The organism is Crossiella sp. SN42, from assembly GCF_023897065.1.
Classification (GTDB): Bacteria; Actinomycetota; Actinomycetes; order Mycobacteriales; family Pseudonocardiaceae; genus Crossiella.
The window spans coordinates 391,698-417,518 of record NZ_JAMHIV010000002.1; the positions used below are offsets into that span (position 1 = coordinate 391,698).

Annotated in this window: 23 protein-coding genes; 9 read left to right on the top strand and 14 right to left on the bottom strand. The window is 72.0% G+C overall.

Annotated features, from left to right (window positions below; all coding sequences use genetic code 11):
* Positions 1–63 precede the first annotated feature (63 nt).
* The 4 genes from M8C13_RS04685 (at position 64) to M8C13_RS04700 (ending at position 4,738) form a co-directional block, all read left to right on the top strand.
* Positions 64–477, top strand: a complete 414-nt coding sequence (locus tag M8C13_RS04685; protein WP_252479204.1) for a hypothetical protein — start codon at positions 64–66, stop codon at positions 475–477.
* A 283-nt stretch (positions 478–760) separates the two neighbouring features.
* On the top strand, positions 761–2,335 hold the full coding sequence (locus tag M8C13_RS04690; RefSeq protein ID WP_252479205.1) for a hypothetical protein: 1,575 nt from the start codon (positions 761–763) through the stop codon (positions 2,333–2,335).
* Between the two features lie 16 nt (positions 2,336–2,351).
* Positions 2,352–3,596, top strand: a complete 1,245-nt coding sequence (locus M8C13_RS04695) for an aldehyde dehydrogenase family protein (protein WP_252479206.1) — start codon at positions 2,352–2,354, stop codon at positions 3,594–3,596.
* Complete coding sequence (locus M8C13_RS04700) at positions 3,590–4,738, top strand: MFS transporter (protein WP_252479207.1); 1,149 nt, start codon at positions 3,590–3,592, stop codon at positions 4,736–4,738. Before M8C13_RS04695 ends, M8C13_RS04700 begins: the two co-directional genes overlap by 7 nt.
* On the opposite strand, the gene M8C13_RS04705 is transcribed toward M8C13_RS04700, so the two are convergent.
* From M8C13_RS04705 to M8C13_RS04730, 6 genes are read right to left on the bottom strand one after another with little or no spacing between them, the layout of a single operon-like run.
* Positions 4,704–5,501: an ABC transporter permease gene (locus tag M8C13_RS04705; RefSeq protein ID WP_252479208.1), complete on the bottom strand. Its 798-nt coding sequence runs from the start codon at positions 5,499–5,501 to the stop codon at positions 4,704–4,706. The genes M8C13_RS04700 and M8C13_RS04705 overlap by 35 nt on opposite strands.
* Entirely contained in the window at positions 5,479–6,279 is an 801-nt protein-coding gene (locus tag M8C13_RS04710; RefSeq protein WP_252479209.1) for a 2-aminoethylphosphonate ABC transporter permease subunit, read from the bottom strand. Before M8C13_RS04710 ends, M8C13_RS04705 begins: the two co-directional genes overlap by 23 nt.
* Positions 6,276–7,343, bottom strand: a complete 1,068-nt coding sequence (locus tag M8C13_RS04715; RefSeq protein ID WP_252479210.1) for an ABC transporter ATP-binding protein — start codon at positions 7,341–7,343, stop codon at positions 6,276–6,278. Before M8C13_RS04715 ends, M8C13_RS04710 begins: the two co-directional genes overlap by 4 nt.
* The gene (locus M8C13_RS04720) at positions 7,340–8,365 is read right to left on the bottom strand and encodes a 2-aminoethylphosphonate ABC transporter substrate-binding protein (protein ID WP_252479211.1); all 1,026 of its coding nucleotides are present in this window, start codon (positions 8,363–8,365) and stop codon (positions 7,340–7,342) included. The genes M8C13_RS04715 and M8C13_RS04720 overlap by 4 nt, the downstream gene beginning before the upstream one ends.
* Before the next feature lie 11 nt (positions 8,366–8,376).
* A complete protein-coding gene (locus tag M8C13_RS04725; RefSeq protein ID WP_308202763.1) occupies positions 8,377–9,060 on the bottom strand; it encodes a phosphonatase-like hydrolase in 684 nt (227 codons plus the stop codon).
* A complete protein-coding gene (locus M8C13_RS04730) occupies positions 9,057–10,172 on the bottom strand; it encodes a TIGR03364 family FAD-dependent oxidoreductase (RefSeq protein ID WP_252479212.1) in 1,116 nt (371 codons plus the stop codon). The genes M8C13_RS04725 and M8C13_RS04730 overlap by 4 nt, the downstream gene beginning before the upstream one ends.
* A gap of 150 nt (positions 10,173–10,322) precedes the next feature.
* Between M8C13_RS04730 and M8C13_RS04735 the strand changes: the two genes are divergently transcribed.
* Positions 10,323–11,057, top strand: a complete 735-nt coding sequence (locus tag M8C13_RS04735; RefSeq protein ID WP_252479213.1) for an alpha/beta fold hydrolase — start codon at positions 10,323–10,325, stop codon at positions 11,055–11,057.
* Here the strand turns inward: M8C13_RS04735 and M8C13_RS04740 are convergent.
* The 4 genes from M8C13_RS04740 to M8C13_RS04755 are packed head-to-tail and all read right to left on the bottom strand — an operon-like array spanning position 11,035 to position 16,173.
* The gene (locus M8C13_RS04740; protein ID WP_252479214.1) at positions 11,035–11,802 is read right to left on the bottom strand and encodes a GntR family transcriptional regulator; all 768 of its coding nucleotides are present in this window, start codon (positions 11,800–11,802) and stop codon (positions 11,035–11,037) included. The genes M8C13_RS04735 and M8C13_RS04740 overlap by 23 nt on opposite strands.
* A gap of 20 nt (positions 11,803–11,822) precedes the next feature.
* Entirely contained in the window at positions 11,823–14,537 is a 2,715-nt protein-coding gene (locus M8C13_RS04745) for a bifunctional GNAT family N-acetyltransferase/acetate--CoA ligase family protein (RefSeq protein WP_252479215.1), read from the bottom strand.
* Positions 14,538–14,544: 7 nt separating this feature from the next.
* A complete protein-coding gene (locus M8C13_RS04750; RefSeq protein WP_252479216.1) occupies positions 14,545–15,720 on the bottom strand; it encodes an acetoin utilization protein AcuC in 1,176 nt (391 codons plus the stop codon).
* Positions 15,721–15,729: 9 nt separating this feature from the next.
* Complete coding sequence (locus M8C13_RS04755) at positions 15,730–16,173, bottom strand: ester cyclase (protein ID WP_252479217.1); 444 nt, start codon at positions 16,171–16,173, stop codon at positions 15,730–15,732.
* Between the two features lie 130 nt (positions 16,174–16,303).
* Here M8C13_RS04755 and M8C13_RS04760 point away from each other — a divergent pair, with 130 nt between their 5' ends.
* A complete protein-coding gene (locus M8C13_RS04760) occupies positions 16,304–17,602 on the top strand; it encodes an AMP-binding protein (protein ID WP_252479218.1) in 1,299 nt (432 codons plus the stop codon).
* Here M8C13_RS04760 and M8C13_RS04765 read toward each other — a convergent pair.
* Both M8C13_RS04765 and M8C13_RS04770 read right to left on the bottom strand, forming a co-directional pair.
* A complete protein-coding gene (locus tag M8C13_RS04765) occupies positions 17,552–18,916 on the bottom strand; it encodes an aminotransferase class I/II-fold pyridoxal phosphate-dependent enzyme (protein ID WP_252479219.1) in 1,365 nt (454 codons plus the stop codon). The two genes, M8C13_RS04760 and M8C13_RS04765, sit on opposite strands and share 51 nt — an antisense overlap.
* A 10-nt stretch (positions 18,917–18,926) precedes the next feature.
* Complete coding sequence (locus tag M8C13_RS04770) at positions 18,927–20,228, bottom strand: glutamine synthetase family protein (RefSeq protein WP_252479220.1); 1,302 nt, start codon at positions 20,226–20,228, stop codon at positions 18,927–18,929.
* 219 nt (positions 20,229–20,447) lie between these two features.
* On the opposite strand from M8C13_RS04770, the gene M8C13_RS04775 reads away from it, so the two are divergent.
* Both M8C13_RS04775 and M8C13_RS04780 read left to right on the top strand, forming a co-directional pair.
* The gene (locus tag M8C13_RS04775; protein ID WP_252479221.1) at positions 20,448–20,981 is read left to right on the top strand and encodes a MarR family winged helix-turn-helix transcriptional regulator; all 534 of its coding nucleotides are present in this window, start codon (positions 20,448–20,450) and stop codon (positions 20,979–20,981) included.
* 66 nt (positions 20,982–21,047) lie between these two features.
* Positions 21,048–22,505, top strand: a complete 1,458-nt coding sequence (locus M8C13_RS04780) for an aldehyde dehydrogenase family protein (RefSeq protein WP_252479222.1) — start codon at positions 21,048–21,050, stop codon at positions 22,503–22,505.
* 31 nt (positions 22,506–22,536) lie between these two features.
* Here the strand turns inward: M8C13_RS04780 and tuf are convergent, their stop codons facing one another.
* Both tuf and M8C13_RS04790 read right to left on the bottom strand, forming a co-directional pair.
* Entirely contained in the window at positions 22,537–23,724 is a 1,188-nt protein-coding gene (gene tuf, locus M8C13_RS04785; RefSeq protein ID WP_252479223.1) for an elongation factor Tu, read from the bottom strand.
* Between the two features lie 313 nt (positions 23,725–24,037).
* On the bottom strand, positions 24,038–24,889 hold the full coding sequence (locus M8C13_RS04790; protein ID WP_252479224.1) for a sulfurtransferase: 852 nt from the start codon (positions 24,887–24,889) through the stop codon (positions 24,038–24,040).
* Positions 24,890–24,987: 98 nt separating this feature from the next.
* Between M8C13_RS04790 and M8C13_RS04795 the strand changes: the two genes are divergently transcribed.
* Positions 24,988–25,680 carry a metal-dependent transcriptional regulator gene (locus tag M8C13_RS04795; protein ID WP_252479225.1) on the top strand — a complete coding sequence of 231 codons (693 nt, stop codon included), beginning with the start codon at positions 24,988–24,990 and terminating at the stop codon, positions 25,678–25,680.
* The last annotated feature ends 141 nt before the right edge of the window (positions 25,681–25,821 follow it).

Sequence of the window (25,821 nt, forward strand, 5' to 3'; positions counted from 1 at the left end):
GATGCCCCGGGATGGGGGCTGCGGCACCCTGGAGGCACACTGTGAACCGGAGGTCACGCCATCATGCCCACATCCCAGCGCTCGGCCCGCGGCACCCGCTGGCTCGGTTACGCGGCCTGCGTGTGGGCGCTCGGCTTCGCGGTGGTGGTGTTCCTGACCGGCTCGCCCGAGCACGGGTGGGGCCTGACCCTGCTGCCCGCCGGCGACTCGCCGACGCTGTGGCTGCTCCAGCTCGCGGCCAGCCTGCTGATCCCGGCGGGCGGGGTGATCGCGCTGGCGCTGACCCAGCCCTGGGGCGCGAGCTTCCCCCGGCCGCTGCTGCTGACCGTGGTGTGGACCGGAGCGGCGCTGGCCTTCGCGCAGGCGGGCTACGACGCGTTCGGCCCGATCGGCGCGGAGCCGCTGCACACCGCCTGGTTCGTGGTGCTGGGGCTGCTGCTGGCCGCCACCGGGCTGCTGCACCGCAAGCCGCGGTGAGACGTTTCACAGCCGCCGACTAAAGCAATTCTGGCTCCTTACGCGATCTTCACAGCTTTTCGCCGTTTACGCTGTCCGATTCGCGCTGTTGCGATCCATTTCGCCCGGATCACCCTGGCATGTCGGGTGGATTTCTTATACCAGTTCTTTACCTTCCCGGTTTCCTGACCAGCACCCGGCGGCTTACCCCGTTAGTGGGACGCCATGGACAGCGCGTGGAAAATCTGCGTAGATTTTGACTCATCCCATCACCCCATCGCGTAATTTCCGGGGAGCAGGTCCGATGCCGCCACGAGACTGGTGTGTCGCCGAGTCAGCCAAAGTCAGCGCGTTGCTGGACAAACGCGGGGAAACCGCCGGAGAGGTGCTTTTCGGCGCTGGGTTCGGTCCATCCGGGTTACCGCACATCGGCACGTTGTGCGAGGTCATGCGCACCGGTTTTGTCCGCACGGCCTTCGCGGAGACCACCGGCCGTCCGACCAGGCTGGTGCTGGTTTCCGACGATATGGACGCCCTGCGAAAAGTCCCGGACGGTTTTCCGAACCGCGAGCTTCTGGAACAGCACCTGGGTTTGCCACTGCATCGGGTACCTGACCCTTTTGAGCAGCATGAAAGCCTTTCCACGGGGATCAACGCCCGCTTGCGCCGCGTGCTGGATGCCTTCGAGCTGGACTACGAGCTGGTGTGCAGCTCCGCCGCGTACGCATCTGGTAAGTACGATGACACGATCCGTTCGTTGCTGGCCGACCTGGCCGGGTTCAACGAGCTGGTCGGCGCTTCGGTGGGTCCGGTGCGCCGTGGCTCGTACAGCATCCTGATGCCGGTGTCCGCGAGCACCGGCCGGGTTATCGAACACACCAGGGTTCTCGAAGTGGACCCGGTGGCGGGCACCCTCACCTACGAGATCCCGGCCGATGTGATCATCCAGCGACCGGGCCTGGACTACGGGATCGAGCCGCAGGAGTACTACGCGGGCGAGCCGATCGGCGAACCGGTCACCGTGTCCGCGCTGGGCGGGGCCTGCAAGCTCCAGTGGAAGGCCGACTGGGCGATGCGGCTGCTGGCCGGCGGCGTGGCCTACGAGATGCACGGCGAGGACCTGGCCGCCTCCGCCCAGGTGGTGCGGCGGATCTGCCACCGGTTGCGCCGGGAACCGCCGGTGCTGTTCGGCTACGGCCTGTTCACCGACGAACGCGGGCACAAGATCTCCAAGTCCCGCGGCAACGGCTTCTCCCTGACCGAGGCCCAGGACTACTTGAGCCAAGAGGCCCTGCGCCTGCTGCTCTACCGGAAACCGCGCCGCCCCAAGCGGTTCGGTCCCGCGCTGACGCCCCGGCTCAACGACGCGGTCCGGCAGGAGGCCCGCCGCGCGGCCGATCCCGAGCGGGGCGCGGGCGCCAGGGTCCGGCTGCACCGGATCGGTGCGACGGCCCGGATCACGGGGCCGGGCTTCGGGAAGCTGTGCCGGGTGCTGGACGCCTGCGCGCCGGTGGACTTCGCGGCAGCGGTGGAGTTCGCGCGGCGGTACTTCGGCGACGGGATCGAGCACGAGACGCTGGTGCGGGCCTGGAACTTCCACGAGGCGCGCAAACCCGTCGCGGAGCCAAGGGTTTTCGCGCCGGCGGAGGCCGCGTTGCTCGAACGCGCGGCGGAGGTCATCGAGCTCGCCCCGCCCGCCGAGCTCGCGGTCCGCCTGCACCTCCTGCTCACCGTCTCCCCGCTCGGCAGACCCGCCGCCTGCCGGGTCCTCTACCTGGCCCTGCTCGGCCGCCCGCACGGCCCGCGCCTGGCCACCTGGATCCGGATCACCGGACCCAAACGCTCTCTCCGCCTGCTCCGCGAGACCCTCGCCCGTTGACCCAAGGTGGTTCGCCGTGACCGTCACCTCCCTCCCCGTGTCCACTGTGGACTTCACCGAGCTCCGGCAGCGCGCCGCCGCCTTCGCCGCGCATCTTCAGACCCGCGCCGAGGACGTCGTGCGCAGCCTCTCCGGCTACCAGTGCGCCAACGTGGCGCTGGACGAGATCGACCGCTCGGTGGAGTTCCTGGCCAACCTGCACCGCAACCGGGAGTACTTCCAGGGGCGGGTGCAGGGCGTCACCAGCTTCCTGCCGCTCAACCAGCCGTTGTACGCCACGGTGTGCTTCGGCGTGATCCCCTCGCTGATGGCCGAGGAGGCCGCGCTCCGGCCGCCGACGGTGATGCACCCGCACTACCGCAAGCTCGCCGAGGTCCTCGACCTGCCGGCGTACTTCCCGAACCTGCGAGTGTCCTATCAGGACCGTGAGGTGTTCGTGGCCCAGCGCGCCCGGCGCACCGACGCGGTGGTGTTCACCGGCTCGCCGGACAACGCGGCCAAGGTCCGGCGGCTGTTCCTCAAGCGGACCCTGTTCATCCTCAACGGTTCCGGCCACAACCCCCTGGTGGTCACCGAGTCCGCGGACCTGGCGGCGGCGGTGGACAGCGCGCTGCGGGTGGTGCTCTACAACCAGGGCCAGGACTGCGCCGGACCCAACGCGATCCTGGTGCACCGGGCCCGGCTGGCCGAGTTCCGGGAGGCGCTGGTGCTCCGGCTGCGCGGCTTGGAGCACCGGGTCGGGCCCTACGCCGACCCGGACAACCTGGTCGGCCCGAACAGCGACCCCGACCACCCGGTGAAGATCATCCGGATGTTCAAGGAGGACCGGGAGTTCTGCGTCTACGGCGGCGACATCAACCCGGTCACCGGGATGATCCGGCCCACCGTCTTCCAGAAGGACCTCGCACTGGGCGGCAACTACCAGGAGTTCTTCGCCCCGGTGTTCTACCTCCAGCCCTACGACACCGACGGCGAGCTGGCCACCTACTTCACCGACCACCGCTACCGCAACAACGCCATGTACGTCTCGCTGTTCGGCGAGAGCCCGTACGTGGACTCGCTGCTGGACACCCCGCTGCACGAACCGGACTCGATCCTGCGGAACACCGACCTGCACCTGACCGAGAAGGGCTACCTGCCCTACGGCGGCCAGGGCCCGGCCGCCTCCTGCCGGTACGTGGACGGGGAACGGGTGCCGGGCGCGACCTCGCCGCAGCGGGACATCTTCCAGCACCTCGTGGCGCCGCGGCTGGCATGCTGAGCCGCCGCTGGGAGCCGGTCGCCGCGGTCAGCACGGTCGCGGTGGTCGGCCTGGCCACCGGACTGGCGATTCCGTTGGTGTCGCTGCGGTTGGCCGCCGCCGGGGCGGGCAGCGCGGTGGTCGGCGCGGCCGCCGCGCTGCCCGCGCTGGGCATCCTGTGCGCGGCCCCGCTGACCGGGCCGCTCACCCGGCGCTGGCCGGTACGCACCGTGCTGCTGGGCGCGTTGCTGGCCTCGGCGCTGAGCCTGCTGCTGCTCACCACCACCGCGGACCTGTTCGCCTGGCTGGTGCTGCGGTTCACCGTGGGCGCGGCCGCCGGCGTGCTGCTGGCGCTGGGTGAGACCTGGATCAACGCGGTGGCCGCCGACGGGGTGCGCGGGCGCTGGGTCGCGGTGTACACCTCGGTGTTCACCCTGTGCCAGGTGTCCGGGCCGGGACTGCTGGCCTGGCTGGGTTCCGGCGGGTCCGCGCCGATCCTGGTCACCGTGGCCGCGCACCTGCCCGGCCTGTTACTGCTCGCGTTCACCCGCTGCGAGATCGACGTCGAGCACGGGCCGCGGTCCTTCGGGCTGCTGGGTTTCGCCCGGGCCGCGCCGGTGATCGTGCTGGCGGTGCTGCTGTTCTCCTTCTTCGACAGCGTGGTGCTCGCGCTGTTCCCGTTGTACGGCATGGCCTACGGACAGCCGGAGCGGATCGCGGTGCTGCTGGTCGGCGCGGTCTTCGCCGGGGACGCGCTGCTCCAGGTGCCCCTCGGTTGGCTGGCCGATCGGGTGGACCGAAGTCGGCTGCACCTGGCCTGCGGAGCCGTGGTGCTGCTGCTGGCGCTGGGTTTGCCGCTGCTGATGCCGCACCCGGTGCTGCTGTGGCCCGCGCTGGTGCTGCTCGGCGGTGCGGCCGGTGGCGTCTACACCCTTGGCCTGGTGCGCATCGGCGAACGGTTCCGGGGCGCGGACCTGGTCACCGCGAACGCCTGCGCCACCACGCTGTGGGGCCTGGGCAGCCTGGCCGGGCCGCCGCTGGGCGGACTGGCGGTGGAGCTGCTGCGGCCGGACGGGCTGATGCTGGCGCTGGCCGCGGTGACCGTGCTGTTCCTGCTCTCCGGCCGGTTCAGCGTTGCACGCCACGGGGTTTCACCGCGCTGAGCCCGAACAGCCCGGCCACGGTGAGCGCCAGCAACAGGATCGTGCTCGCCGCGGCCAGGAACACCGCGCCGCGGTCGGTGTGCGCGAAGATGCTCACCGGCAGCGTGCGCCAGTCCGGCGGGTACAGCATGATCGTCGCGCCGACCTCGCCCATGGACAGCGCCAGTCCCAGCCCGGCCGCGCCGGACATCGCGGGCAGCAGCAGCGGCAGTCGCACCCGCCACAGCACCCGGCCCGGCCGCGCGCCCAGACTGGCCGCGACCTGGTTCAGCGCGGGGTCGGCGCGGTCCAGCGCGGCGGCGACCATGCTGTAGGTGAACGGCAGCACGATCACCAGGTGCGCCAGCAGCACGATCCACCGGGTTCCGTTGAGCAGCAACGGCGGCCGGCTGAACGCCACCAGCAGCGCCAGGCCAAGCACCACCGAGGGCACCGCGATCGGCAGGTGCAGCACCAGGTCCACGATCCGGCGCGGCAGCTTGGGCAGGCCGCGCACCACGATCGCGCCCCAGGAGCCCAGCAGCACCGCGGCCAGCGAGGCCAGCGTCGCGGTCTGCAAGCTGACCAGGGCGCTGGCCAGGCCGTCGCCGGAGACCGCGGCGGCCAGGTGGTCGCCGGTGAGCTCCCCTGGCAGCACGCCGTTCCAGCTGCCCGCCACCGCGGCCAGCGCGATCATCGCCAGCGGGGCCAGCACGATCACGCCGAACAGCAGCGCGAACACCAGCCACAGGATGATCCGGCTACGCCTTGTCCAGACCAACACGGTCGGCTCCCGTCCTGCTGAAGACCCAGCGGTACAGCCCGTACAGGGCGAGGGAAAGCGCCACGTTCACCACCGCGACCACACTGGCCTGCGGGAAGTCGAAGGTGATGATCCCCTTGGTGTAGACCAGCATCGGCAGGGTGACCACGTCCTTGGCGCCGATGAACAGCACGATGCCGAACTCGTTCATGGTGAGCAGCAGGGTCAGGCAGGCCCCCGCGGCCAGCGCCGGACGAGCCTCCGGCAGCACCACCCGCCACAGCACCCGCCACGGCCGCGCGCCCAGGCTGGCGGCCACGTCCAGCTGCGCGCCGGGCAGCTGGCGGAACGCGGCCAGCGCTGGCCGCAGCACGAACGGCGTGTAGAAGGTGACCTCCGCGAGCAGCACACCCCAGGGCGTGTACAGGAAGTCCAGCGTCCCCTGGCCGAGCACCGCGTTGAGCACCCCGGCACTGCCGTAGAGGAAGGTGAAGGACAGTGCGATCAGGAAGGAGGGGAAGGCCAGCACCGCGTCCACCAGCCGCACCGCCAGCCCGGCCCCGGGAAACGGCGCGAAGGCCAGCACCAGCGCCAGGAACGTGCCCAGCAGCAGGCAGCCCGCGGTGGCCGCCACGGCCAGCAGCACGGTCCGCCACACCGCCTGGCCGAACTCCGCGGAGGAGAGCACCCGTACCCAGGCGTCCCCGGTGAAGGACTGCTGGGCCACCAATACGAGCGGATAGCAGAAGAAGCCGAGCACCACGAGCAGCGGCGGCAACAGCCACAGCAGTCGTCTCACCAGGTGCCCCCGGCCGGTACCAGCGGGCAGCCGTCGGCCACGGTCACCCCGACCCGCTCGCCGAGCGCGGGCAGTCCGTCCATTGTGGACACTTCGGCGCGGGCGGGGCCGAGGTCATCCAGCTCCAGGTCGAGCCGGAACCCGGTGCCGCGCCACTGCACCCCGACCAGCCTGCCGGGCAGGCCACCTGCCGGATCGGCGTGCACGCTGAGCCGGTGCGGCCGGACGCCGAGCGTGGCCTGCTGCCCGGCCTGGACCGCGCCGTTGGCCGCCGCGCGCACGACCAACTGTCCGAGCCGCACCTCGGCGGCGTCCGCGCCACTGTCCAGCACCCGCACCGGCAGCAGGTTGGCCGAGCCGAGGAAGGCGGCGGTGAACGCCGAGGGCGGCCGCTGGTACAGCTCGCGGGCCGGGCCGATGTCGACCAGCTTGGCCTCCCGCATCACCGCGATCCGGTCGGCCAGCGCGAGTGCCTCGCCCTGGTCGTGGGTGACGTGGATGATCGCGGTGTCCGGCAGTTCGGCGCGCAGCCGCAGCAGTTCGGCGATCATGTCCTCGCGCAGCGCCGCGTCCAGCGCGGAGAGCGGTTCGTCCAGCAGCAGCACCGGTGGCCGGATGGCCAGTGCGCGGGCGATCGCGATCCGCTGCTGCTGCCCACCGGAGAGCTCCCGCGGATACCTGTGCCGGAACCCGGCCATACCAACAAGTTCCAGCACCTCGGTCACCCGGCGCTCGACCTCCCGGCGGCCGGCCCGGCGGGCGCGCAGGCCGAAGGCCACGTTGTCGAAGACCCGCATGTGCGGGAACAGCGCGTAGCTCTGCACCACCACGCCGAGCCCGCGCCGGTGCGGCGGCAGGTCGGTGACGTCCTCGCCACCCAGGAACACCCGGCCGCCGCTGGGCCGCAGGAACCCGGCGATGGCCTTGAGCGCGGTGGACTTGCCGGAGCCGGAGGGACCGAGCAGGGCCAGGGTCTCGCCGACCGCGACCTCCAGGTCCAGCCCGGCCAGCGCCACCGTTCGTCCGAAGTGGACACTGACCTGTTCGAGGCGGACCGCGCTCACCGGCCGACCGCCTTGCCGTAGGCGGCCAGGTCGGCGTCCAGCCGGGCCAGCACCGCGTTCCAGTCCGGCTGCCAGATCTCCACCCCGGTCAGCTGCGCGCTGACCTGTTCGGCCAGCGGCCCCTCGGCCTTGACGTCCGTGCGGCCCGGCGAGCCGAAGCTCTCCGGCGCGGTGCGCTGCACCTCGGTGGAGAACAGGAACTCCAGCAGCTTCTTCCCTGCCTCGGCGTGCGGGGCGTTCGCGGCCAGCCCGGCGTGGTACGGGATGGCGAAGGTGGAGCGCTTGCCGTCCGGGCCGGCGGGCAGGAACAGCCGCATGTTCGCCTTGTCGTTGTTGACCAGGGCGAGGTTCATCTGCAGGTCACCGTTGGCCACGTGCAGTTCGCCCTTGGCCAGCTTGGGCTGGAGCTTGCCGGTGGAGGCGGACGGGCCGACGTTGTTGGCCTCCAGGCGCTTGAGGTAGTCCAGCGCGCCCTGCTCGCCGTAGACGTGCTGGAGCTGCAACAGCATCGCGGTGCCGTCCCCGGCCTGGCCGGGCGTGGAGTACTGGATCTTGCCCTTGAACCGGGGGTCCAGCAGGTCGTCCCAGGTCTGCGGGGCGGGCTTGGCGAAGTCCGGGTTGTAGGCCATCACCAGGTAGTTGTTCAGCATCGCCGCGTACCGGTTGCCGGGGTCGCGGGCCGGCACCTGGTCGCTGCCCGGGATCACGTGCTGGGCCAACAGGTTCTGCTGGGCGGCGCGCTGCACGAACGGCGGCAGCGTGACCACCACGTCGGCCTGCGGGTTGCTCCGCTCCCGCTCCATCCGGGAGACGATCCCGCCGGAGCCCTCCTCCACCAGGTTGACCCCGATGCCGGTCTTCTTGGTGAACTCGGCGAACCGCTTGCCGTACCAGTCCTTCAGGCCGTCCGCGCTGTAGACGACCACGGTGCCCTCGGTTCCCCCGCCCGCCGCGGTGCCACCACAGGCACCGGTGGCGGCGAACAGGAGCAGTGTGGCGGCGGCGGCCAGCACACGACGCATGGTGTTCTCCCTCAACGACTTTGGCTGATCAGCAGATCGGGTAGCTCACGAACGGAGTCGAGCACATGGGTCGCCCCGGCGGCACTGAGTGCTTCCCGGTCATGTGCCCCGGTGAGCACCCCGGCAACCACCGAAGCTCCGGCCCGCAGTCCACTGTGGACATCGGAGGCGGTGTCACCGACCACGGCGACCTGGCGCACGTCCTCGATCCCCAGGCGCAGCACCGCGGTGAGCACCAGATCGGGGTACGGCCGCCCCCGCCCGGCCTCCGCCGGGGTGAGGCTCAGGTCGACCAGATCCCGCCACCCCAGCGCGTCCAGCAGACGATCGCGGGTCGGCGCGGCGAACCCGGTACCGAGGGCGACCCGGATCCCGTTGTCCCGCAACCGGGTAATCGCCTCGGCCGCACCCGGCACCGGCGCGCAGTGCCCGGCGTCGACCAGGTCCGCGTAGGCCAGCTCGAAGGCTTGGTTCGCGGTCTGCGCACGGTCCTCGTCGTTGTCCAGCAAGGCCCGGAACACGGTGATCTTGGATTCGCCCATGGTGGCGCGCACGTAGTCGAGCATGCCGGGATAGGCGGGGTCCTCCGGCCGCACACCGACCGCGCCGACCGCGGCGGTGAAGGCCTGTTCGACCAGCCCGCCGTCGAGCACGGTGGTGCCCGCCATGTCCAGCACTGCCAAGGTGATCGTCACAGTCCGGCCTCCAGCGCGGTGGTTTCGGCGATCGCCGGCGAACAGGTCATGCCCCGCCCGCCGGGCCCGGCGATGACCCAGGCCCGCTCGGTGAGCCGCGCCCGGTGCACGATCTCCCCGGTCAGGCTCTGCGCGTACACCCCGGCCCAGCGCCGCCGGATCAGCGGAAGCTCGCGCCCCAGCAGGGATTCGGTGACCTCGCGCAGGTACTCGTAGGGCTGTTCGTCGGTGTCGAACGGGAACGGCTCCGCATAGCCGTGGGTGTCCCCGATGGTCAGCCCGCCGTCCCGCCGCTGCACCACCAGCAGCTGCATGTCGTGCTCCTCGGCCACCGCCGGCTGCGGCTGCCTGACCCGCAGCTCGTCCAGCGCGGGACCCGCGTAGGCCGGGTAGTAGCGCAGGCTGTCCGCATCGGCCAGCGCGGTCGGGAACTCCTCCCCCAGCGGCTCGGTCTGCATCATCTGCAACCGCACCCGCCGCAACGGCAGCTCCCCCGCCACCTCCCGGGCCAGCCCGCCCAGCTGCGCCCCGACGCACAGCAACACCAGATCGGCCTCGTGCACCTGCCCGTGGTCGTCCCGCACCCCGTTCGCGGTCAGCTCCCGGACCTCCCGCCCCGGCAACCAGGCATACCGCCCGGTGGCGAGCAGGTGCTCCCGCAACGCCGGCTGCGCGGTCCGCGGCTCCACCACGGCATCCCGCGCACACCACAGCGCGGCCAGGAACTCCCCGCGCAGCGCCGGATTCCGCACCCGCGCCTCGGCCGGATCGAGCAACGTGGTGCCCCGCCGCTCCGCCGCACCCGAGGCGACAAACGCCTCAGCCACCGCCAGCTCGGCATCGGTCCGCAACGCGGTCAGCGACCCCGCCGCCCGGAACCCCAGCCCCGGCACCACCGCACCCAGCTCCGCCCACAGCTCCCGGGCCCGCGCCGCGGTCGCCAGCTCAGCGCCGTCGGCCCGCCCACTCACCCAGACCAGCCCGAAGTTGCGCACCGAGGCGCCCCGCGCCTCCGGCTCCCGCTCCAGCTGGATGACGTCATGGCCCCGGCTGAGGGCCTGCCAGGCGTGCATGGTGCCCAGCACGCCACCGCCCACGATCAATACTCGCACGGGCCACACGCTTGTCGGCGCAACCGAACAGACCGGGACGGTCAGCCCAACTGGGGGTGAACTCCCAGCCAAAGGAGAACTAGACCAGTTACCCGTTCGTTACTTTCGGGCTTGACCCTCACAGCGGTGTCAGCGTTTACCGTCGCGATCATGACCCGCCCCACCGTCCTGCTGACCCACGGCGTCGGCAGCACCATCGAGGACAGCTTCGGCCCCCTCCTCGCCCCGCTCGCCCGCGACCACAACGTCATCGCCCACGACTACCCCGGCTCCGGCGCTACTCCCGCCGAGCCGCTCACCCTGGACCGCCTCGCCGACCGCCTGGTCGCCGAGGTCACCGGCCCCTTCACCGTGCTCGGTTTCTCCACCGGTTCCGCCGTCGCCGTGCGCATCGCCACCCGCTACCCGGACCGCGTCACCGGCCTGGTCCTCACCGCCGGGTTCGCCTACCCCGAGCCGCACCTCCGACTGGCCCTCAAGCTCTGGCGACGGCTGGTCGAGTCCGGCGACCGTGACGCCCTGGCCGAGTACCTGACCCTGATGTGCCACAGCGAGTCCCACCTCGCCGCCAACGACCTGCCCGCCCTGGTCTCGGGGCTGGCCAAGTGGCTGGCCGAGGATCCCACGCCGGGTGTGCTGCACCAGCTGGAGATGGCCCTCGCCGTGGACGTCCGGGCCGAGCTGGCCGGCATCCGGGTGCCCACGCTGGTGATCCCCGCCCGCGCCGATGCCCTTGCCACGCCTGGACATTCGCGGGTGCTGGCCGAGGGCATCCCCGGCGCGCGGCTGGCCGAGCTGGACTGTGGGCACGCGGTGGCGGTGGAACGCGGTGCGGAATGGGCGGGGCTGGTGCTGGGGTTCCTCAGTTCGGTCGCAGGCGGGTGACGAAGCTGAACCGGTCGCCGCGGAACAGGGAGCGGACTCGTTCGATCGGGTTGCCGTCCGGGTCGACCGAGATGCGGTGCAGCAGCAGCATGGGCAGGGCCGGGTTGGTGCCGATCAGCAGCGCCTCGCGCGGGGTGGCCAGCACCGTCTCCACCCGTTCCTCGGCCTCGGCGAAGACCACGCCCAGCTGCTGTTGCAGGCAGGCGTAGAGCGACTCGGCCGGGTCGAAGACCTCCAGCAGGCCCGGGTAGCGCTGCTCGGCCAGGTAGGTCGACTCCAGGCCGACCCGCTCGTCGTCGGCCAGCAGCACCCGTTCGATGTGCACCACCGGCGCGCCCAGCTCGACGCGCAGATCATCGGCGAGACCGGAGTCGGCGGTGAGGCGTTCCAGGGTGATCAGGTTGCGGCCGGGGCGGACGCCCTGGGCGCGCATGCCCTCGGTGTAGCTGGACAGCGACAGCGGCTGGCTCAGCTTGGGCGGCGAGATGCTGGTGCCGCTGCCGTGCCTGCGCTGGAGCTTGCCCTCCAGCACCAGCTCGCCGACGGCCTGCCGCAGGGTGACCCTGGACACGCCGAACCGCTCGGCCAGCTCGCGCTCGCTCGGCAGCATCGCGCCCGGACCCAGCTCCTCGATCACCGCGCGCAGTTGCACCTTGACCGCGTAGTAACGGGGAATCCGCCCGTGCTCGGGAATTCCGTCGCGGACCGGTTCCCCGGCACGGTGCGCTGGCTGGGCAGGTGGCATGTGATCAACCATATGTCCAGTCAGCGAAGTCGGCGCGGCCCACTGTCCGGTCGGGACGGTGGCGGCCCGAGGCAGGCCCGCGCACTGGTCACGAACGCGCCGGCCGCGGAGGCCAGCACCGGTTCCAGGGCAAGGGATCGGACCTCCGGCAGGTCCTCGGCCAGCGCGGCCACCCGGAGCGCGAGCTGGGCCAGCGCGTCCAGGTCCGCGGGCTCCGCGCCGCGGTAGCCGGTGAGCAGCGGGGCGGCCTTGGGCGCGCGGACCAGGCGGTCGGCGTCCACGTCGGTGAGCGGCACGGCCCGGTAGGCGCGGTCGCCGAGCAGGTCACTGACCACACCGGACAGTCCGAAGGAGACCAGCGTGCCGAAGGACGGGTCGTCCTGCAGGCCGATCACACAGGACGCGCCCTTGGGCGCCATCCGCTGCACGTACACCTCGGCCATCCCGGAGACCGCGCGCAGGTCCTCATACGCCGAGCGCACCGCGTACTTCCCCGGCAGGTCAAGGCGCACGCCCACCAGGTCGGTGCGGTGCCGCAGGCGTTCGCTGACCGACTTCAGGGCCACCGGGTAGCCGAGCTCGGCCGCCGCGGCCACCGCTTCGTCCACATCGGACACCACCCGGTAGGGCACGATCGAGATCCCGTAGCAGGCCAGCAGATCGCGCACCTGGTCGTCGGTGAGCTCGACCTCCTCGGCGCTGACCCACCGCGCCACCAGGCCACGTGCCCTGCCGGGATCGAGGTCCGATGGGCGGTGGAAATGGCCCTGTGGCGCGGATCGCCACTGCGCATAGCGGACCGCCCTGGACAGCGCGAGCACCGCGCGCTCGGGGCTCGGATAGGACGGCAGCGAACCGGGTCCCGGCGAGCCGTCCGGTCCGGGCACCGCCAGCTCGGCAGGCACCCCCTCGACCGCCAGGAACGTGGACACCACCGGCTTGCGCGCGCCGCAGCCCTGCGAGACGGCCTCCCGCAGCGCCCGCGCGTAGGCGGTGCCCGGCACCGCGACCGGTGGCGCGAACACCGCCACCAGCGCGTCCACGTCCTCCCGGCAGACCGCCGCACGCACCGCCTCGGCGAAGACCTCCGGTGTGGCCGAGGGCCCGACGTCGATCGGCTCCGCGGCCAGCTCCAGGCCCTGGGCCAGTGCCGAGTCGGCAGCCAGCATGCCCAGCGCCGAGGAGTTGCCCACGATGGCCACCCGCGGTCCGGCGGGCAGCGGCTGGTGCGCGAACAGCAGCGCGGTGTCGAACAGCTGGGCCAGTGACTCGACCCGGACCACCCCGGCCTGCTCGAACAGCGCCTGCACGCTGGCCTCGTCCACCGCCACCGAGGTGGCCGCCAGACCGGGCCGCACCGCGTGCCGCCCGGACTTGACCGCGATGATCGGTTTGGATCGCCCGAGCCGCCGGGCCAGCCGCCCGAACTTGCGCGGGTTGCCGAAGGATTCCAGGTACAGCAGCACCACGTCGGTGGCCGGATCGGTCTCCCAGTACTGCAACAGGTCGTTGCCGGAGACGTCCGCGCGGTTGCCCGCGGAGACGAAGGTGGACAGGCCCAGCCCGCGTTCGGCCGCGGTGGCCAGGATCGCGCTGCCCAGCGCGCCGGACTGGCAGAAGAACCCGGTGCGGCCGCGGCCGGGCAGGGTGGGCGCGAGGCTGGCGTTGAGCCGCACCGCGCCGTCGGTGTTGACCACGCCGAGCGCGTTCGGCCCGACCACCCGCATGCCGTGCGCCCGCGCCTCGGTGACCAGCTCACGCTGCCGGGTGGCGCCCTCGGTGCCGGTCTCGGCGAACCCGGAGCTGACCACGACCAGGGCTTTCACCCCCTTGGCCAGGCAGGCGTCCATCACCTCGCCGACCCTGGCGGCGGGCACCGCGACCACCGCGAGGTCCACGTCGTCGGGGATGTCCAGCACCGTCGGGTAGGCGCGCACCCCGCGCACCGAGCGGTGCTCGGCGTTGACCGGGTAGACCGGACCGGCGAAGTCGGCGACCAGCAGGTTGCTCAGCACCGCGTGGCCGACCTTGGCGTGGTCGGTGGAGGCGCCGATGACCGCCACCGAGCGCGGGTGCAGCAGGTTGTGCACGCTGCGCGCCTCGGCGGCCTGCTCGCGGGAGTGCGCGACGGCCAGTGACTCCTCGGTGGGGTCGATGGCGAACTCCAGGTGCAGCACGCCCTCGTCGAAGGCCCGGCTGACCTCGTAGCCCGCCTCCCGGAACACCCGCACCATCTGGCGGTTCTCCGCGAGCACCTCGGCCACGAACCGCCGCACCCCGACCTCGCGCCCGGCCGCGGTGAGGTGTTCCAGCAGGATCGAGCCCAGTCCCCGGCCCTGGTGCGGGTCCTCCACCACAAAAGCGACCTCGGCCAGCTCGCCGTCCGGGGCCTGCGCGCTGACCGGTGACTTGATCAGCGCGGCCTTGCCGGTGCCGCTGAGCCGGTCGAACCGCCCCACCGCCACGATCTCGTCGCCGAGCAGCGCGACCAGCGCCACCCGGTGCTGGTGGTCCACCGTGGTGAACCGTTTCAGATCGCGGTCCGGGATGCGTGGGTACGGCCCGAAGTAGCGCAGGTAGCGGGTGCGCTCGGAGAGCCTGCCGTGGAAGGCGCGCAGGCGTTCGGCGTCGTCGGGGGTGATCGGCCGCAGGTGCGCCGTGCCGCCGTCGGACAGCACGACGTCGGCCTCCCACTGACGGGGGTAGTCGAACGGGTCCGGCTCGGTCTCGCTCATCGGTCCCTCAGTCGCGTGGATCATCGGGGTCGAGGCCGTGCAAGGGGAAGACCGCCCGCCGGGTGTCCCTGATGGCGGAGTCCACGGCGTCACCGGCTGCGTCGTCCCACGGCACGAACACAGGGTCGCACTCGTCGGTCATCGAGGTCGGCAGCGGCACGTGTGGCGCGAGTCGCGCCGTGTGCGCGATCCACTCCGCGGGCAGTGCGGTGTCCGGGTCCAGGTCGCGGTCCAGCACGGTGGCCAGCAGATGGGTCCAGGACCGCGGCACCACCCGCATCAGCGCGTAGCCACCGCCGCCGAGCACCAGCCACTTGCCGCCCGCGTAGGTCTCGGCCAGCTCGCGCAGCGCCTGGTAGGTGGCCCGGTGCCCGTCCACCGACAGCGACAGGTCGGCCAGCGGGTCTTCCCGGTGGGTGTCCGCGCCGCACTGGGTGATGAGCACCTGGGGGCGGAACGCCTGGAGCAGTGACGGCACGGTGGCGTGGAAGGCGCGTAGCCAGCCCGCGTCGGTGGTGCGCGGTGGTAGCGCGATGTTGACCGAGGTGCCCTCGGCCGCGTCGATGCCCAGCTCACGGGGGTAGCCGGTGCCCGGCCACAGGGTCAGCGGGTGCTGGTGCAGTGAGATGGTGAGCACGCGTGGGTCGTCGTAGAAGGCGGCCTGCACGCCGTCGCCGTGGTGCACGTCCACGTCCAGGTAGGCCACCCGCTCGACACCGTTGGCGAGCAGGTCGGCGATGGCCACCGAGCAGTCGTTGTAGACGCAGAACCCGGCCGCGTGCCCGGCCATCGCGTGGTGCAGGCCGCCCGCCAGATTGACCGCGCGGTCCGCCCTGCCCTCCGCGATCGCCCGGGCCGCGACCAGTGAACCGCCCGCGACCAGCGCGGATGCCTCGTGCATGTGCTCGAAGACCGGGTTGTCCGGGGTGCCCAGGCCGTGCCCGACCTCCCAGGCCGAGGTGGGCGCGGCCTGCACCGCGGCCAGGTAGCTGGGTTCGTGCACCCGTTCCAGCTCGGCCTCGGTGGCGGGCACCGGCAGGTGGAACGACACCCCGTCCAGCACCCCCAGCGCACGGGCCAGCCGCACGGTGAGGTCGAGCCGGACCGGGTTGAGCGGATGGTCCCCGCCGAGGTCGTAGCTCAGAAAGGACTCGTCCCACACGACCGCGACCCGCTCTCCCATGGCCCGAACTTACCCCGACAGGCCCTGGATGGGGATGATGCCGAGCTGCACCAGGATGCTGAGCATGTCCGTGTAGACCCGTTCGCAGACCAGGTCCGCGCCCTCGAAGACGAAGAACGCGGTGGCAGGCACGGTGAAGGACTTGCCGGTGGCCGGGATGCCGCGCAGCGGGCCCTCGTGGGTGCCCTTGAGCAGGAACTCCGCGATCACCGCGTCGTCGGCGTGGTGCAGCGCGACCAGCTCGTTGCGCTGGTCGGGGAAGGCGGTGCGGCTCTCCTCGAAGTACCGGCTGACCGCCTCGGCCCCGTCGTAGACGTCGCCGGTGGCCATGATCTCGTAGCGCGGGTGCTCAAAAGTGCCCAGGGTCACGTCGAACTCGTGCCGGTTCTCCGACTCCATGTGCTCCCGCACGATCGCTTCGCGGGCCGCCCTCAGCTCCGAGTTCACTGACACGTTGGCACTCCTTGCTCGATACGGGTGGTTGTCCGGCCCATGGTGCCCCGGCACGATCGAACCTCGTGGCTATTCCTCGGATTTCCGCCCCGGATCGAGAGCTTGCCGACTCCCATCGCGCTTCCGGTATGTGGCGCGCAGGGGGGTGCGGCCGGGCGAGGTGGTCTCCTTCCAGCTGCCGAACCGCTGGGAGAACGCCGCGCTGACCCTGGCCTGCGCCGCCGCCGGCGCGGTCGCGGCGCCGATCATGGCCGGCATGGGACCGCGGGAGCGGGCCAGGTTCCAGGACTGGACCGGCGCGCGGATCAGCGTGCTGCCCGAGGATCTGCCGCACTACACCGACGGTGACTGGCCCACCGAGGACGACCTGTCAGAGGATGATCCGGACCGGGTGTTCCTGGCGCTGTTCACCTCCGGCACCACCGGCGAGCCGAAGGCCGTGCTGCACAGCCACAACACGCTGCACGCCGCACTGGCGCACTTCACCGCGGTGGAGGACCTGGGCGATCCGGTGGTCACGGTGACCCCGCACTCGCTGTCCCGGATCGCCGGGCTGACCTTCGGCGTGCTGCTGCCGCTGCTGACCGGGGGCACCGCGCTGTACCAGGACGAGTGGAACCCCGCTGCCCTGCACCGGCTGATCTCCGCCGAGGGCGCGACCGTGCTGGCCGCCGCGCCGCCGTTCCTGTCCGCGATCCTGGCCGCACAGCGGGAAAACCCGCTGCCGCTGTCCTTCCGGTGTGTCATGGCAGGCGGGATGCCGGTGCCGCGTCAGCTCGCCGGCGAGGTGGCCGAGCAGTTCGGGCTGCCGCTGCGCGCGCTGTGGGCGATGACCGAGGGCGGGTTCAGCTGGACCAGGGCCAGCGATCCAGCGGACTTCGCCACCCGCAGCGACGGCCGGTTCGGGCCGCACCTGGAGTTCGACCTGGCACCTGACGGCGAGTCGCCGCTGCGCATCAGGGGCGCGGCAGCGGCACTGGCCACAATGGACACCGGAACCGGCGCGGTCCGGGTGCTGGCCGAGGAAGGCTGGTACGACACCGGCGATCTGGTCCAGTCCGACGGGCACGGCGGGATCAGGGTGACCGGGCGCGCGGTGGACCGGATCGGCGGGATCTCGATGATCCTGGTCAAGGAGGTCGAGGACGAGCTGGCCGGGCACCCGTCGGTGAGCCAGGTCGCGCTGGTCGGTTACCCGGACCGGGCACACGGCGAGCTGGCCTGCGCGGTGGTGGTGCCCGAGGGCGCGCCGCCGACCCTGACCCAGCTGCGCGCCTACCTCACCGAACGCGGGATGACCGAGTGGTACCAGCCGCACCGGCTGGAGCTGGTGCCCGAGCTGCCCCGCAACGAGATGGGCAAGGTGCGCAAGAACCTGCTACGCAAGCAGCTCATCGCCACCGACCAGGGCTTCCACCCTGGCGTGTAGCGCGTCCACAGTGGACTCGTGCTCCGGCTTCATCAGGACGCTGCGCAGGATCCGGGCCTGTGCGGCGTCCTCGGTGAACCGGTGCCCCCTGGCCCGCAGCGCCTCCGCGGTGACGGTGTAGGTGGCCAGGAACACCGGGTCTTCCGGATCGGTCATGCCCCGGTCCATCACCCCCGCGCTCACTCTGTCCACTTCGGACAGTGCGGCCACGTTCGGCAGGTAGCTGACGATGTCGAGCTCGGGCTTCTGGTACAGGGACAGGGTTTCCGAATTCTCGATCAGCTCGGCCCAGCGCACGGCGGCCCGTCGTCCGGCCGCCACCACGGCACCCAGTCCGTCCCTGGTCAGCGGCAGCACCTTCAGCGTCAGCCACAGCGCGGCCGCGGCGGCCCCGGCCCGGCTGCACTCCAGGGAGATCTCACCGAGGTGCAGCTCGTCGGAGGTGAAGTAGGTGTAGGGCGAGTCGTGCCGGTAGAAGCGGCCAACGGCGGGATCGGCGAACAGCACCGCGCCGCAGCCGTAGGGTTGCAGGCCGTGCTTGTGCGGGTCGACCACCACCGAGTCGCAGCCCGCGATCGCGGCGAACGGCCCGGCCGGGATGCCGAACTCCCCGGCCACCAACGAGAAGAACCCGCCGTAGGCCGCGTCCACGTGGATGCGCACGCCGTACTTCTCCTTCAGCGCAAGGGCTTCGTGGATCGGGTCCACCGCACCAAGCCCGGTCGTGCCCGGCGTGAGCACCACCGTGCCGACGTCCCCGCGCCGCAACCGGTCAGCCAGCGCGTCCAGGTCCATCCGCCCGCCGGCGTCCACCGGCACCGGCTCACCGGCCACGCCGAGCACCTGGCACATCCGGCTGTGCGTGTAGTGCGCGTCCGCGCTGTAGAGCACCACCTTGCCGGGGTGGGTCTCCCGCGCCACGAACAGCGCCTCCAGGTTGGCGATGGTGCCGCTGCTGGTGAGGTGGCCGAGGTGGGTGCGGTAGCCGAACATCCCGGCCAGCTGCGCCACCACCTCCTTCTCCAGCTCCGCGGTGGCCCGCCCGCCGTCCAGGGCGTGGTTGTTCGGGTTGATCTGCATCGCGGCCAGGTAACCCACGACCGCGGCCGGGTGCGGCGGTTTGAGCATCTGCCCGGCGTAGCGCGGGTGGAAGAACGGGTAGTTGTCCCTGAGCCGCTCGCCCAGCTCGCCCAGCGCCTCGCCGAAGCGGGTCTCGTCCACGTGCAGCGCGGGGTGCGGGCTGAAGTCGCCGAAACCCTTCGCCCAGGACTCGTGCGCGTCGACGGCGGCGCTGAGCCAGTGCCGGAGGTTCACCTTCGTCTCCTCACAGGTGGTGGGCGTACTCGCGGAACTCCCAGTCGGTGACGTACCTGGCGAACTCGGCCACCTCGAACCGCTTGACCGCGGTGAAGGCCTCGACCAGCCCGGCGCCGAGCACCTCGGTGAGCGCGGCGTCGGCGGCCAGCGCGTCCAGCGCCGAACCCAGATCGCCCGGCAGGACACCCGACCGCGCCGGGTCGTACCCGTAGCCGGACAACGGTTCTCCCGGTTCCAGCCCGCCCTCGATGCCCAGGTAGGCGGCGGCCAGCACGGCGGCCGCGCCCAGGTACGGGTTGGCCGCGGCGTCGCCCAGCCGGACCTCCAGCCGGGCCCCGTCGCCGCGTTCCGGCGGCACCCGCACCAGCGCGCACCGGTTGTCCAGGCCCCAGTCGATGAGGAACGGGGCCAGGGTGTCGGGCTGGAGCCTGCGGTAGGCATTGACCGTGGGCGCGAGCAGCGCGGTCAGCGCGGGGGCGTGCGCCAGGATCCCGGCCACCGCGTGCCGGGCCAGCGCGGAGAGCCCGTGCTCGCCGCCGGGGTCGTCGAAGAGGTTGCGGCCCTCGCCGTCGGCGATGGACAGGTGCAGGTGGAACCCGGAACCGCCGTCGTCGTTGAACGGCTTGCCCATGAAGGTGGCGTGCAGCCCGTGCCCGGCGGCCAGCTCGCGCACGCCGAACTTGAAGCCGAAGCAGGCGTCGGCCGCGGCCAGCGCGGGCGCGTGCCCCAGGTTGATCTCGAACTGCCCCGACCCGAACTCGTGGTTGCCGCCGAGGACGTCCAGGCCCATCCCGGTCAGCCCGCGCAGGAAGTGCGGCAGCAGGCCACGCGGATCGCCTTTCAAACCGGTGGTGTAGATGTTGCCCAGCCCCGGCCCGTACCGGCGGAAACCGCCATCCACCGGCTCCAGCAGGAAGAACTCCAGCTCCGGGCCGAGCACCGGGCTGAGCCCCTCGGCGGCGAACCTGGCCAGCACCCGGCGCAGGGCCGCCCGTGGGTCCTCCACCGCGGGCGGCCCGCCCGGCTCGGTCACCTCCGCCAGGCACCAGGCGGTTCCCGGCGCCCAGGGCAGCGGGGTGACCGTGTCCAGCAGCGGCCGGGCCACCACATCGGGCAGCCCGGCCCCCAGCGCGGCAGGCGCCGGGATGTTCTCCCCGCGCGCGCTGGTGTAGTAGACCCCGCGGCAGAAGGAGAGTCCGCGCTCGGCGAGCTCCGGCAGCAGCCGGGCCGGGACCTCCTTGCCGCGCGGGATGCCCAGCAGGTCGGGGAAGAGCACCCGGACCAGGTCGATCCCGCCGTCTGGCACCATCCCCGCCCCTCCGAAAACTTGTTTGGATGCGAACAATACGAGCCGCCAACACGCCCGCACAAGGGTCGACCGTTTGGCACCAAATGAACTTTGGCGCCCATTTGCATGCGCATACACCCGCGCCGGCGCGGGCTGTTCCACTATCAGGGAAGCAAACGATTTGGGCACGCCGGACACGTTCACTCGGACGGCGCGGCCGACAACCCGCACAATGATCGCGTGACCACACAGCGCACCGTCCAGGAGACCGAGCACGCGGTCCGGGAGCGGCTCGGCGACCTGCCGCTGGACTTCGAGGCGATGGCCGCGGTCGCCAACATCCACCGGGCCGCGGTCGCGGTGCGCAATCACATGGAAAGCGTCATCCTCCGCCCGGCCGGGCTGACCTGGACCGGGTTCGTGGTGCTCTGGGTGGTCTGGATCTGGGGCGACATGGAGACCAGGCACGTGGCCGCGGAGGCCGGGATCACCAAGGGCACGCTCACCGGCGTGGTCAAGACGCTGGAGCAGAACGGCCTGATCGAGCGGCGCGAGCACGCCGCGGACGGCAGGCTGGTGGTGCTGCACCTGACTGCCAAGGGCAAACGGTTGATGCGCAAGCTGTTCCCGGCCTTCAACGCCGAGGAGTCCTTCGTGGTGGACGAGCTGTCCAGCTCCCGCCGCCAGCAGCTGGCCACCACCCTGCGCGGGTTGATCGGGCACCTGGAACGCGAGGGCGAACCGCGCCGGGCCGCCCTGCGCGAACAGAGCTGATCGGCGGTTGACCCGCATCTGAGCCCGACCTAACTTGTTTGGAGCCGTACAAGTTAGGTGGCGGAGATGGTCGCGACCGTCGCCGGGGTGCGCATCCCCGAGGATCACTGGATCGGTGGCGACTGGGTCGCCTCGGCGCGGCGGTTCACCGACCTCTCCCCGCTGGACGAGCAGCCGGTCGCCGAGCTGGCCGCGGGCGGGGCGGCCGAGGTGGACGCCGCGGTCACCGCCGCGCGCAGGGCCTTCCGCGACTTCTCCCGCACCACCAGGGAGGAACGCGCCGAGCTGCTGCACGCCATCGCCGATGAGATCCTGGTCCGGCTGGACCACCTGGCCGCGGTGGAGACGGTGGACAGCGGCGGCCTGCTGCGCACCCACCTGCGGGTCACCCTGCCCAGGGTGGCCCACCACTTCCGGTTCTTCGCCGACCGGCTGCTGGAGCTGCACCACCCCGACTTCCACCTGCGCGCGCACCGCAACCACGTCAGCTGGGAGCCGGCCGGGGTGTGCGGGCTGATCACCCCGTGGCACTCGCCGCTGCCGCAGGCCACCTGGCGGATCGCGCCCGCGCTGGCCGCGGGCAACACGGTGGTGCTGAAACCGGCCGAGTGGGCGCCGCTGACCGCCGCGCTGCTGTGCCGGATCACCGCCGAGGCCGGACTGCCCGACGGTGTGCTGAACCTGGTGCACGGCACCGGCGAACAGGCGGGCGCCGCGCTGGCCGCGCACCCCGGGCTGGCCAGGCTGGCCTTCACCGGATCGGCCGCGGCCGGTCGTCGGGTGGCCGCGGCGGCCGGGGCCACGCTGACCCCGGTCTCGCTGGAGCTGGGCGGGAAGTCGCCGATCCTGGTCTTCGCCGACAGCGACCTGGACCAGGCGACCGCGATCGTGGTCGAGCAGTTCGACCACGCCGGGCAGCTGGGCCGCACCGGCGCCCGGCTGCTGGTGCAGCGCCAGGTCGCCGAGGAGTTCAGCACCCGGTTCCTGGTGCGCGCCAACGCCATCCGGCAGGGCGACCCGAGGGATGTGCGCACCGACGTCGGCCCGCAGATCCACCGCGAGCACCTGCGCCGCATCGACGGTTGCGTCAGCCGCGCGCTGGCCGCCGGGGCCCGGCCGCTGCTCGGCGGCTCTCGCAACGCGCGGCTCGGCGGCCTGTACTTCCAGCCCACCCTGCTCGCCGATCCGCCGCCGGGCGGGGAGATCCTCACCGAGCAGGTGCTCGGCCCGGTGCTCACCCTGCAAACCTTCGAGACCGAGGCGCAGGCGTTGTCGCTGGCCAACAACAGCAGGCACGGGCTGACCGCGACGGTGTTCACCGGCAGCACCGAACGCGCCCGCCGGGTGAGCGCGAGCCTGGTGGCGGGCACGGTGTGGGTGAACTGCCACGCGGTGCGCGACCTGCGCGCGCCCTATGGCGGGGCCAGGCGGTCCGGCATCGGGCGCGGCGGCGGGCAGTGGAGCTTCGACTTCTACTGCGAGGTGAAGAACACCGTGTTCGCCCCGGACGGACTGCTGGACTGACCCCACGGCTTCGCGGGGCCAGTCCAGTCGTTCAGTCGAGCAGCTCGCTGATGGTGCCCGCGCCCACGGTCCGGCCACCCTCACGGATGGCGAACCCCAGGCCCGCGTCCATCGCGACCGGCTTGCCAAGGCGCACGGTCAGTTCCACCGAGTCACCCGGCCGCACCACGCCGCCCTCGGGCAGCTCGATCTCACCCACCACGTCCGCGGTGCGGAAGTGGAACTGCGGCCGGTAGTTGGCGTGGAACGGGGTCCGGCGGCCACCCTCCTGCGCGGAGAGCACGTACACCTGCGCGCGGAAGGCGGTGTGCGGGCGCACGCTGCCGGGCAGCGCCAGCACCTGTCCGCGCTGCACCTGCTCCCGCTTGACCCCGCGCAGCAGGATCGCCGCGTTGTCCCCGGCCTGCGCCCGGTCCAGCGACTTGCCGAAGGTCTCCAGTCCGGTGCACACGCTGCCGAAGGTCGGCTCCAGCCCGACCACCTCCACCGCGTCGCCCAGCGCGATCGAACCCTGCTCCACCGCGCCGGTCACCACGGTGCCGCGGCCGGTGATGGTGAGCACGTTCTCGATCGGCATCAGGAACGGCAGGTCGAGGCGCCGCACCGGTTCCGGCACGTGCTCGTCCACCGCGCGCAGCAGGTCGAGCACGCTGTTCACCCAGCGCGGGTCGCCCTCCAGCGCGCGCAGCCCGGACACCGGCACCACCGGCACCCGGTCACCGTCGAAGCCGTACCGGGACAACAGGTCCCGGATCTCCAGCTCCACCAGCTCCAGCAGCTCCTCGTCGGCCACCACGTCCGCCTTGTTCAGTGCGACCACCAGGTGCTCGACGCCGATCCGCCTGGCCAGCACGATGTGCTCCCTGGTCTGCGGCTTCGCGCCGTCCTCGGCGGAGACCACCAGGATCGCCCCGTCCAGCTGCGCCGCACCGGTGATCATGTTCTTCACGTAGTCGGCGTGGCCGGGCATGTCGACGTGCGCGTAGTGCCGGGTCGGCGTCTCGTACTCCACGTGCGCGATGTTGATGGTGATGCCGCGCTCGATCTCCTCCGGCGCCTTGTCGATCCGGTCGAAGGCGACGTAGTCGGTGGTGGAGCCGGCCTGCTCGGCGAGGACCTTGGTGATCGCGGTGGTCAGCGTGGTCTTGCCGTGGTCGACGTGGCCCATGGTGCCGATGTTGAGGTGCGGCTTGGTCCGCGTGTACTGCTGCTTGCTCATGGCTGTTCCTCGGGTCGGGATGAGACCAGGCTCGGCCCTCACGTTCGGTGAGGGTCAAGCGAGAACCGGCCAACGGCCCCCGGCTGAGTGAACGAGCGGGGAGCCGCCGGGGCGGGCCACCCTCCTCCTTCGGTTCTCCACAGCGGGAGGAGGGTCAGCTTCGCGCGCCGGACAGCCAAGCGGAGACGGCCGACAGCGCGCCCGGCAGGCAGTGGCCTGCGAGCTGTGCGCTGTGGACGGTCCCGAACATGCCACCGAGGATGACAGGGCCGGACCCGCCCTGTCATCCGATTTACGTTGCGGTGCTTGCCAATCAGCCCGGCTGCGCGCCGGTGGCGATCGGGCGGCTCGGGTCGGCCGACCAGTTGGACCAGGACCCGGCGTACAGCGCGGCAGGCGCCTCCGGCGTGGTCACCCCGGCCACCTCCAGCGCCAGCACGACCGAGGAGGCGGTCACCCCGGACCCGCAGTACGCGCCGACCGGCTTGCCCTCGGCGACCCCCAGCTCGCGGAACCGCGCGGCCAGCTCCGCCGCACCGCGCCAGGTGCCATCCGGCCCGATGTGCCCGGAGAACGGCGCGTTCACCGCACCCGGCACGTGCCCGGCGGCGGGGTCGATCGGCTCCACCTCGCCGCGGTAGCGCTCCGGCGCGCGGGCGTCCAGCAGCAACGCCTCCCTGGCCCACTTGCCGGCCTGCTCGGCGTCCAGCACCGGCAGGTGCCCCGGCTCGACGGTGATGTCACCCGCCTGGACGGCGGGCACCTCGGCGGTAACCGGGTGTCCCTGCGCGGTCCACGCAGCGTAACCTCCATCGAGTACGGCGACCTCGCGGTGCCCGGCCCAGCGCAGCAGCCACCACAGCCGCGCGGCGACCGAGCCATCCCCCGCGTCGTAGGCCACCACGGGCCGCCCGGCCGAGACCCCGGCCGCGCGCAGCACGTGCTGGAGGTGCTCGGCGCCGGGCAGGGGATGACGACCGAGGGGTCCGGGCGTTGCAGAGAGGTCGGCATCCAGGTCGATGAACACCGCGCCAGGGAGGTGGCCGCGGTCGTAGTCGGCTTTCGCCGGCGGCCCGGCCAGTCGCCAGCGGACGTCGAGGACCACCGGCGGGTGATCGGTGGCGAGCAGTTCGGCCAGCGCGGCGGGAGTGATCAGCGGGTGCACCACCCCATACTGCCCGCCCGCATTACTCCTGGCACCGGGTGAACGCCATGGATGTCAGCCAGTAGGACTAACATTGAGCCCGACGAAGGGGAACGCGCGTGAACGACCTCATCGACACCACCGAGATGTACCTCCGCACGATCTACGAGCTTGAGGAAGAGGGCGTGGTTCCACTGCGCGCCCGCATCGCCGAGCGACTGGAGCAGAGCGGGCCGACGGTGAGCCAGACCGTCGCGCGGATGGAGCGCGACGGGCTGCTCGTGGTCGCCGACGACCGGCACCTCGAGCTGACCGACGCCGGCCGGAGCAGGGCGATCGCGGTGATGCGCAAACACCGGCTCGCCGAGCGCCTGCTGGTCGACGTCATCGGCCTGGAGTGGGAGCACGTGCACAGCGAGGCGTGCCGCTGGGAACACGTGATGAGCGAGGCGGTCGAGCGCAAGCTCGTCAAGCTGCTCAACCACCCCACCACCTCGCCCTACGGCAACCCGATCCCCGGCCTCGACCGCCTGGGCGTCGGCGAGCCGGCGCCGCCGGCGGACCTGGACCTGCGCCGGCTGACCGACATCGCCAGGGCGGGCGGCGGCGTGGTGGAGATCTGCCGCATCGCCGAGCACGTGCAGTCCGACCCGGACCTGATGAACGAGCTGAAGTCGGCCGGGATCACCCCGGGCGGCTCGGTGCAGGTGCACCAGTCCGGCGCCAGCCAGCCGGTGCGCGTCACCGGCGACACGGCCTCCGCCGAACTGACCTACGACATCGCACACGCGGTCCTGGTCCGAACCCGCTGAGCCCGTCCGGCCCGCTGGCCACCAGCAGCGGGTCCGGGCGGCCTCGCCCAACCTCGGGCCCAGCCCAGCAGTCACCGGCCCGGCCCGCCAGCCACTGAGCGCCGCTCACCACGCAGCGCTGCCCGGCCTCGCAAGCATGCC

What these genes read in the sequence shown, in the direction of transcription:
- M8C13_RS04685 (WP_252479204.1), top strand. Translation starts at nt 64, where the DNA reads ATGCCCACATCCCAGCGCTCGGCCCGCGGCACCCGCTGGCTCGGTTAC.
- M8C13_RS04690 (WP_252479205.1), top strand. Translation starts at nt 761, where the DNA reads ATGCCGCCACGAGACTGGTGTGTCGCCGAGTCAGCCAAAGTCAGCGCG.
- M8C13_RS04700 (WP_252479207.1), top strand. Translation starts at nt 3,590, where the DNA reads ATGCTGAGCCGCCGCTGGGAGCCGGTCGCCGCGGTCAGCACGGTCGCG.
- M8C13_RS04720 (WP_252479211.1), bottom strand. Translation starts at nt 8,365, where the DNA reads ATGCGTCGTGTGCTGGCCGCCGCCGCCACACTGCTCCTGTTCGCCGCC.
- M8C13_RS04735 (WP_252479213.1), top strand. Translation starts at nt 10,323, where the DNA reads ATGACCCGCCCCACCGTCCTGCTGACCCACGGCGTCGGCAGCACCATC.
- M8C13_RS04740 (WP_252479214.1), bottom strand. Translation starts at nt 11,802, where the DNA reads ATGCCACCTGCCCAGCCAGCGCACCGTGCCGGGGAACCGGTCCGCGAC.
- M8C13_RS04745 (WP_252479215.1), bottom strand. Translation starts at nt 14,537, where the DNA reads ATGAGCGAGACCGAGCCGGACCCGTTCGACTACCCCCGTCAGTGGGAG.
- M8C13_RS04750 (WP_252479216.1), bottom strand. Translation starts at nt 15,720, where the DNA reads ATGGGAGAGCGGGTCGCGGTCGTGTGGGACGAGTCCTTTCTGAGCTAC.
- M8C13_RS04770 (WP_252479220.1), bottom strand. Translation starts at nt 20,228, where the DNA reads ATGGTGCCAGACGGCGGGATCGACCTGGTCCGGGTGCTCTTCCCCGAC.
- M8C13_RS04780 (WP_252479222.1), top strand. Translation starts at nt 21,048, where the DNA reads ATGGTCGCGACCGTCGCCGGGGTGCGCATCCCCGAGGATCACTGGATC.
- tuf (WP_252479223.1), bottom strand. Translation starts at nt 23,724, where the DNA reads ATGAGCAAGCAGCAGTACACGCGGACCAAGCCGCACCTCAACATCGGC.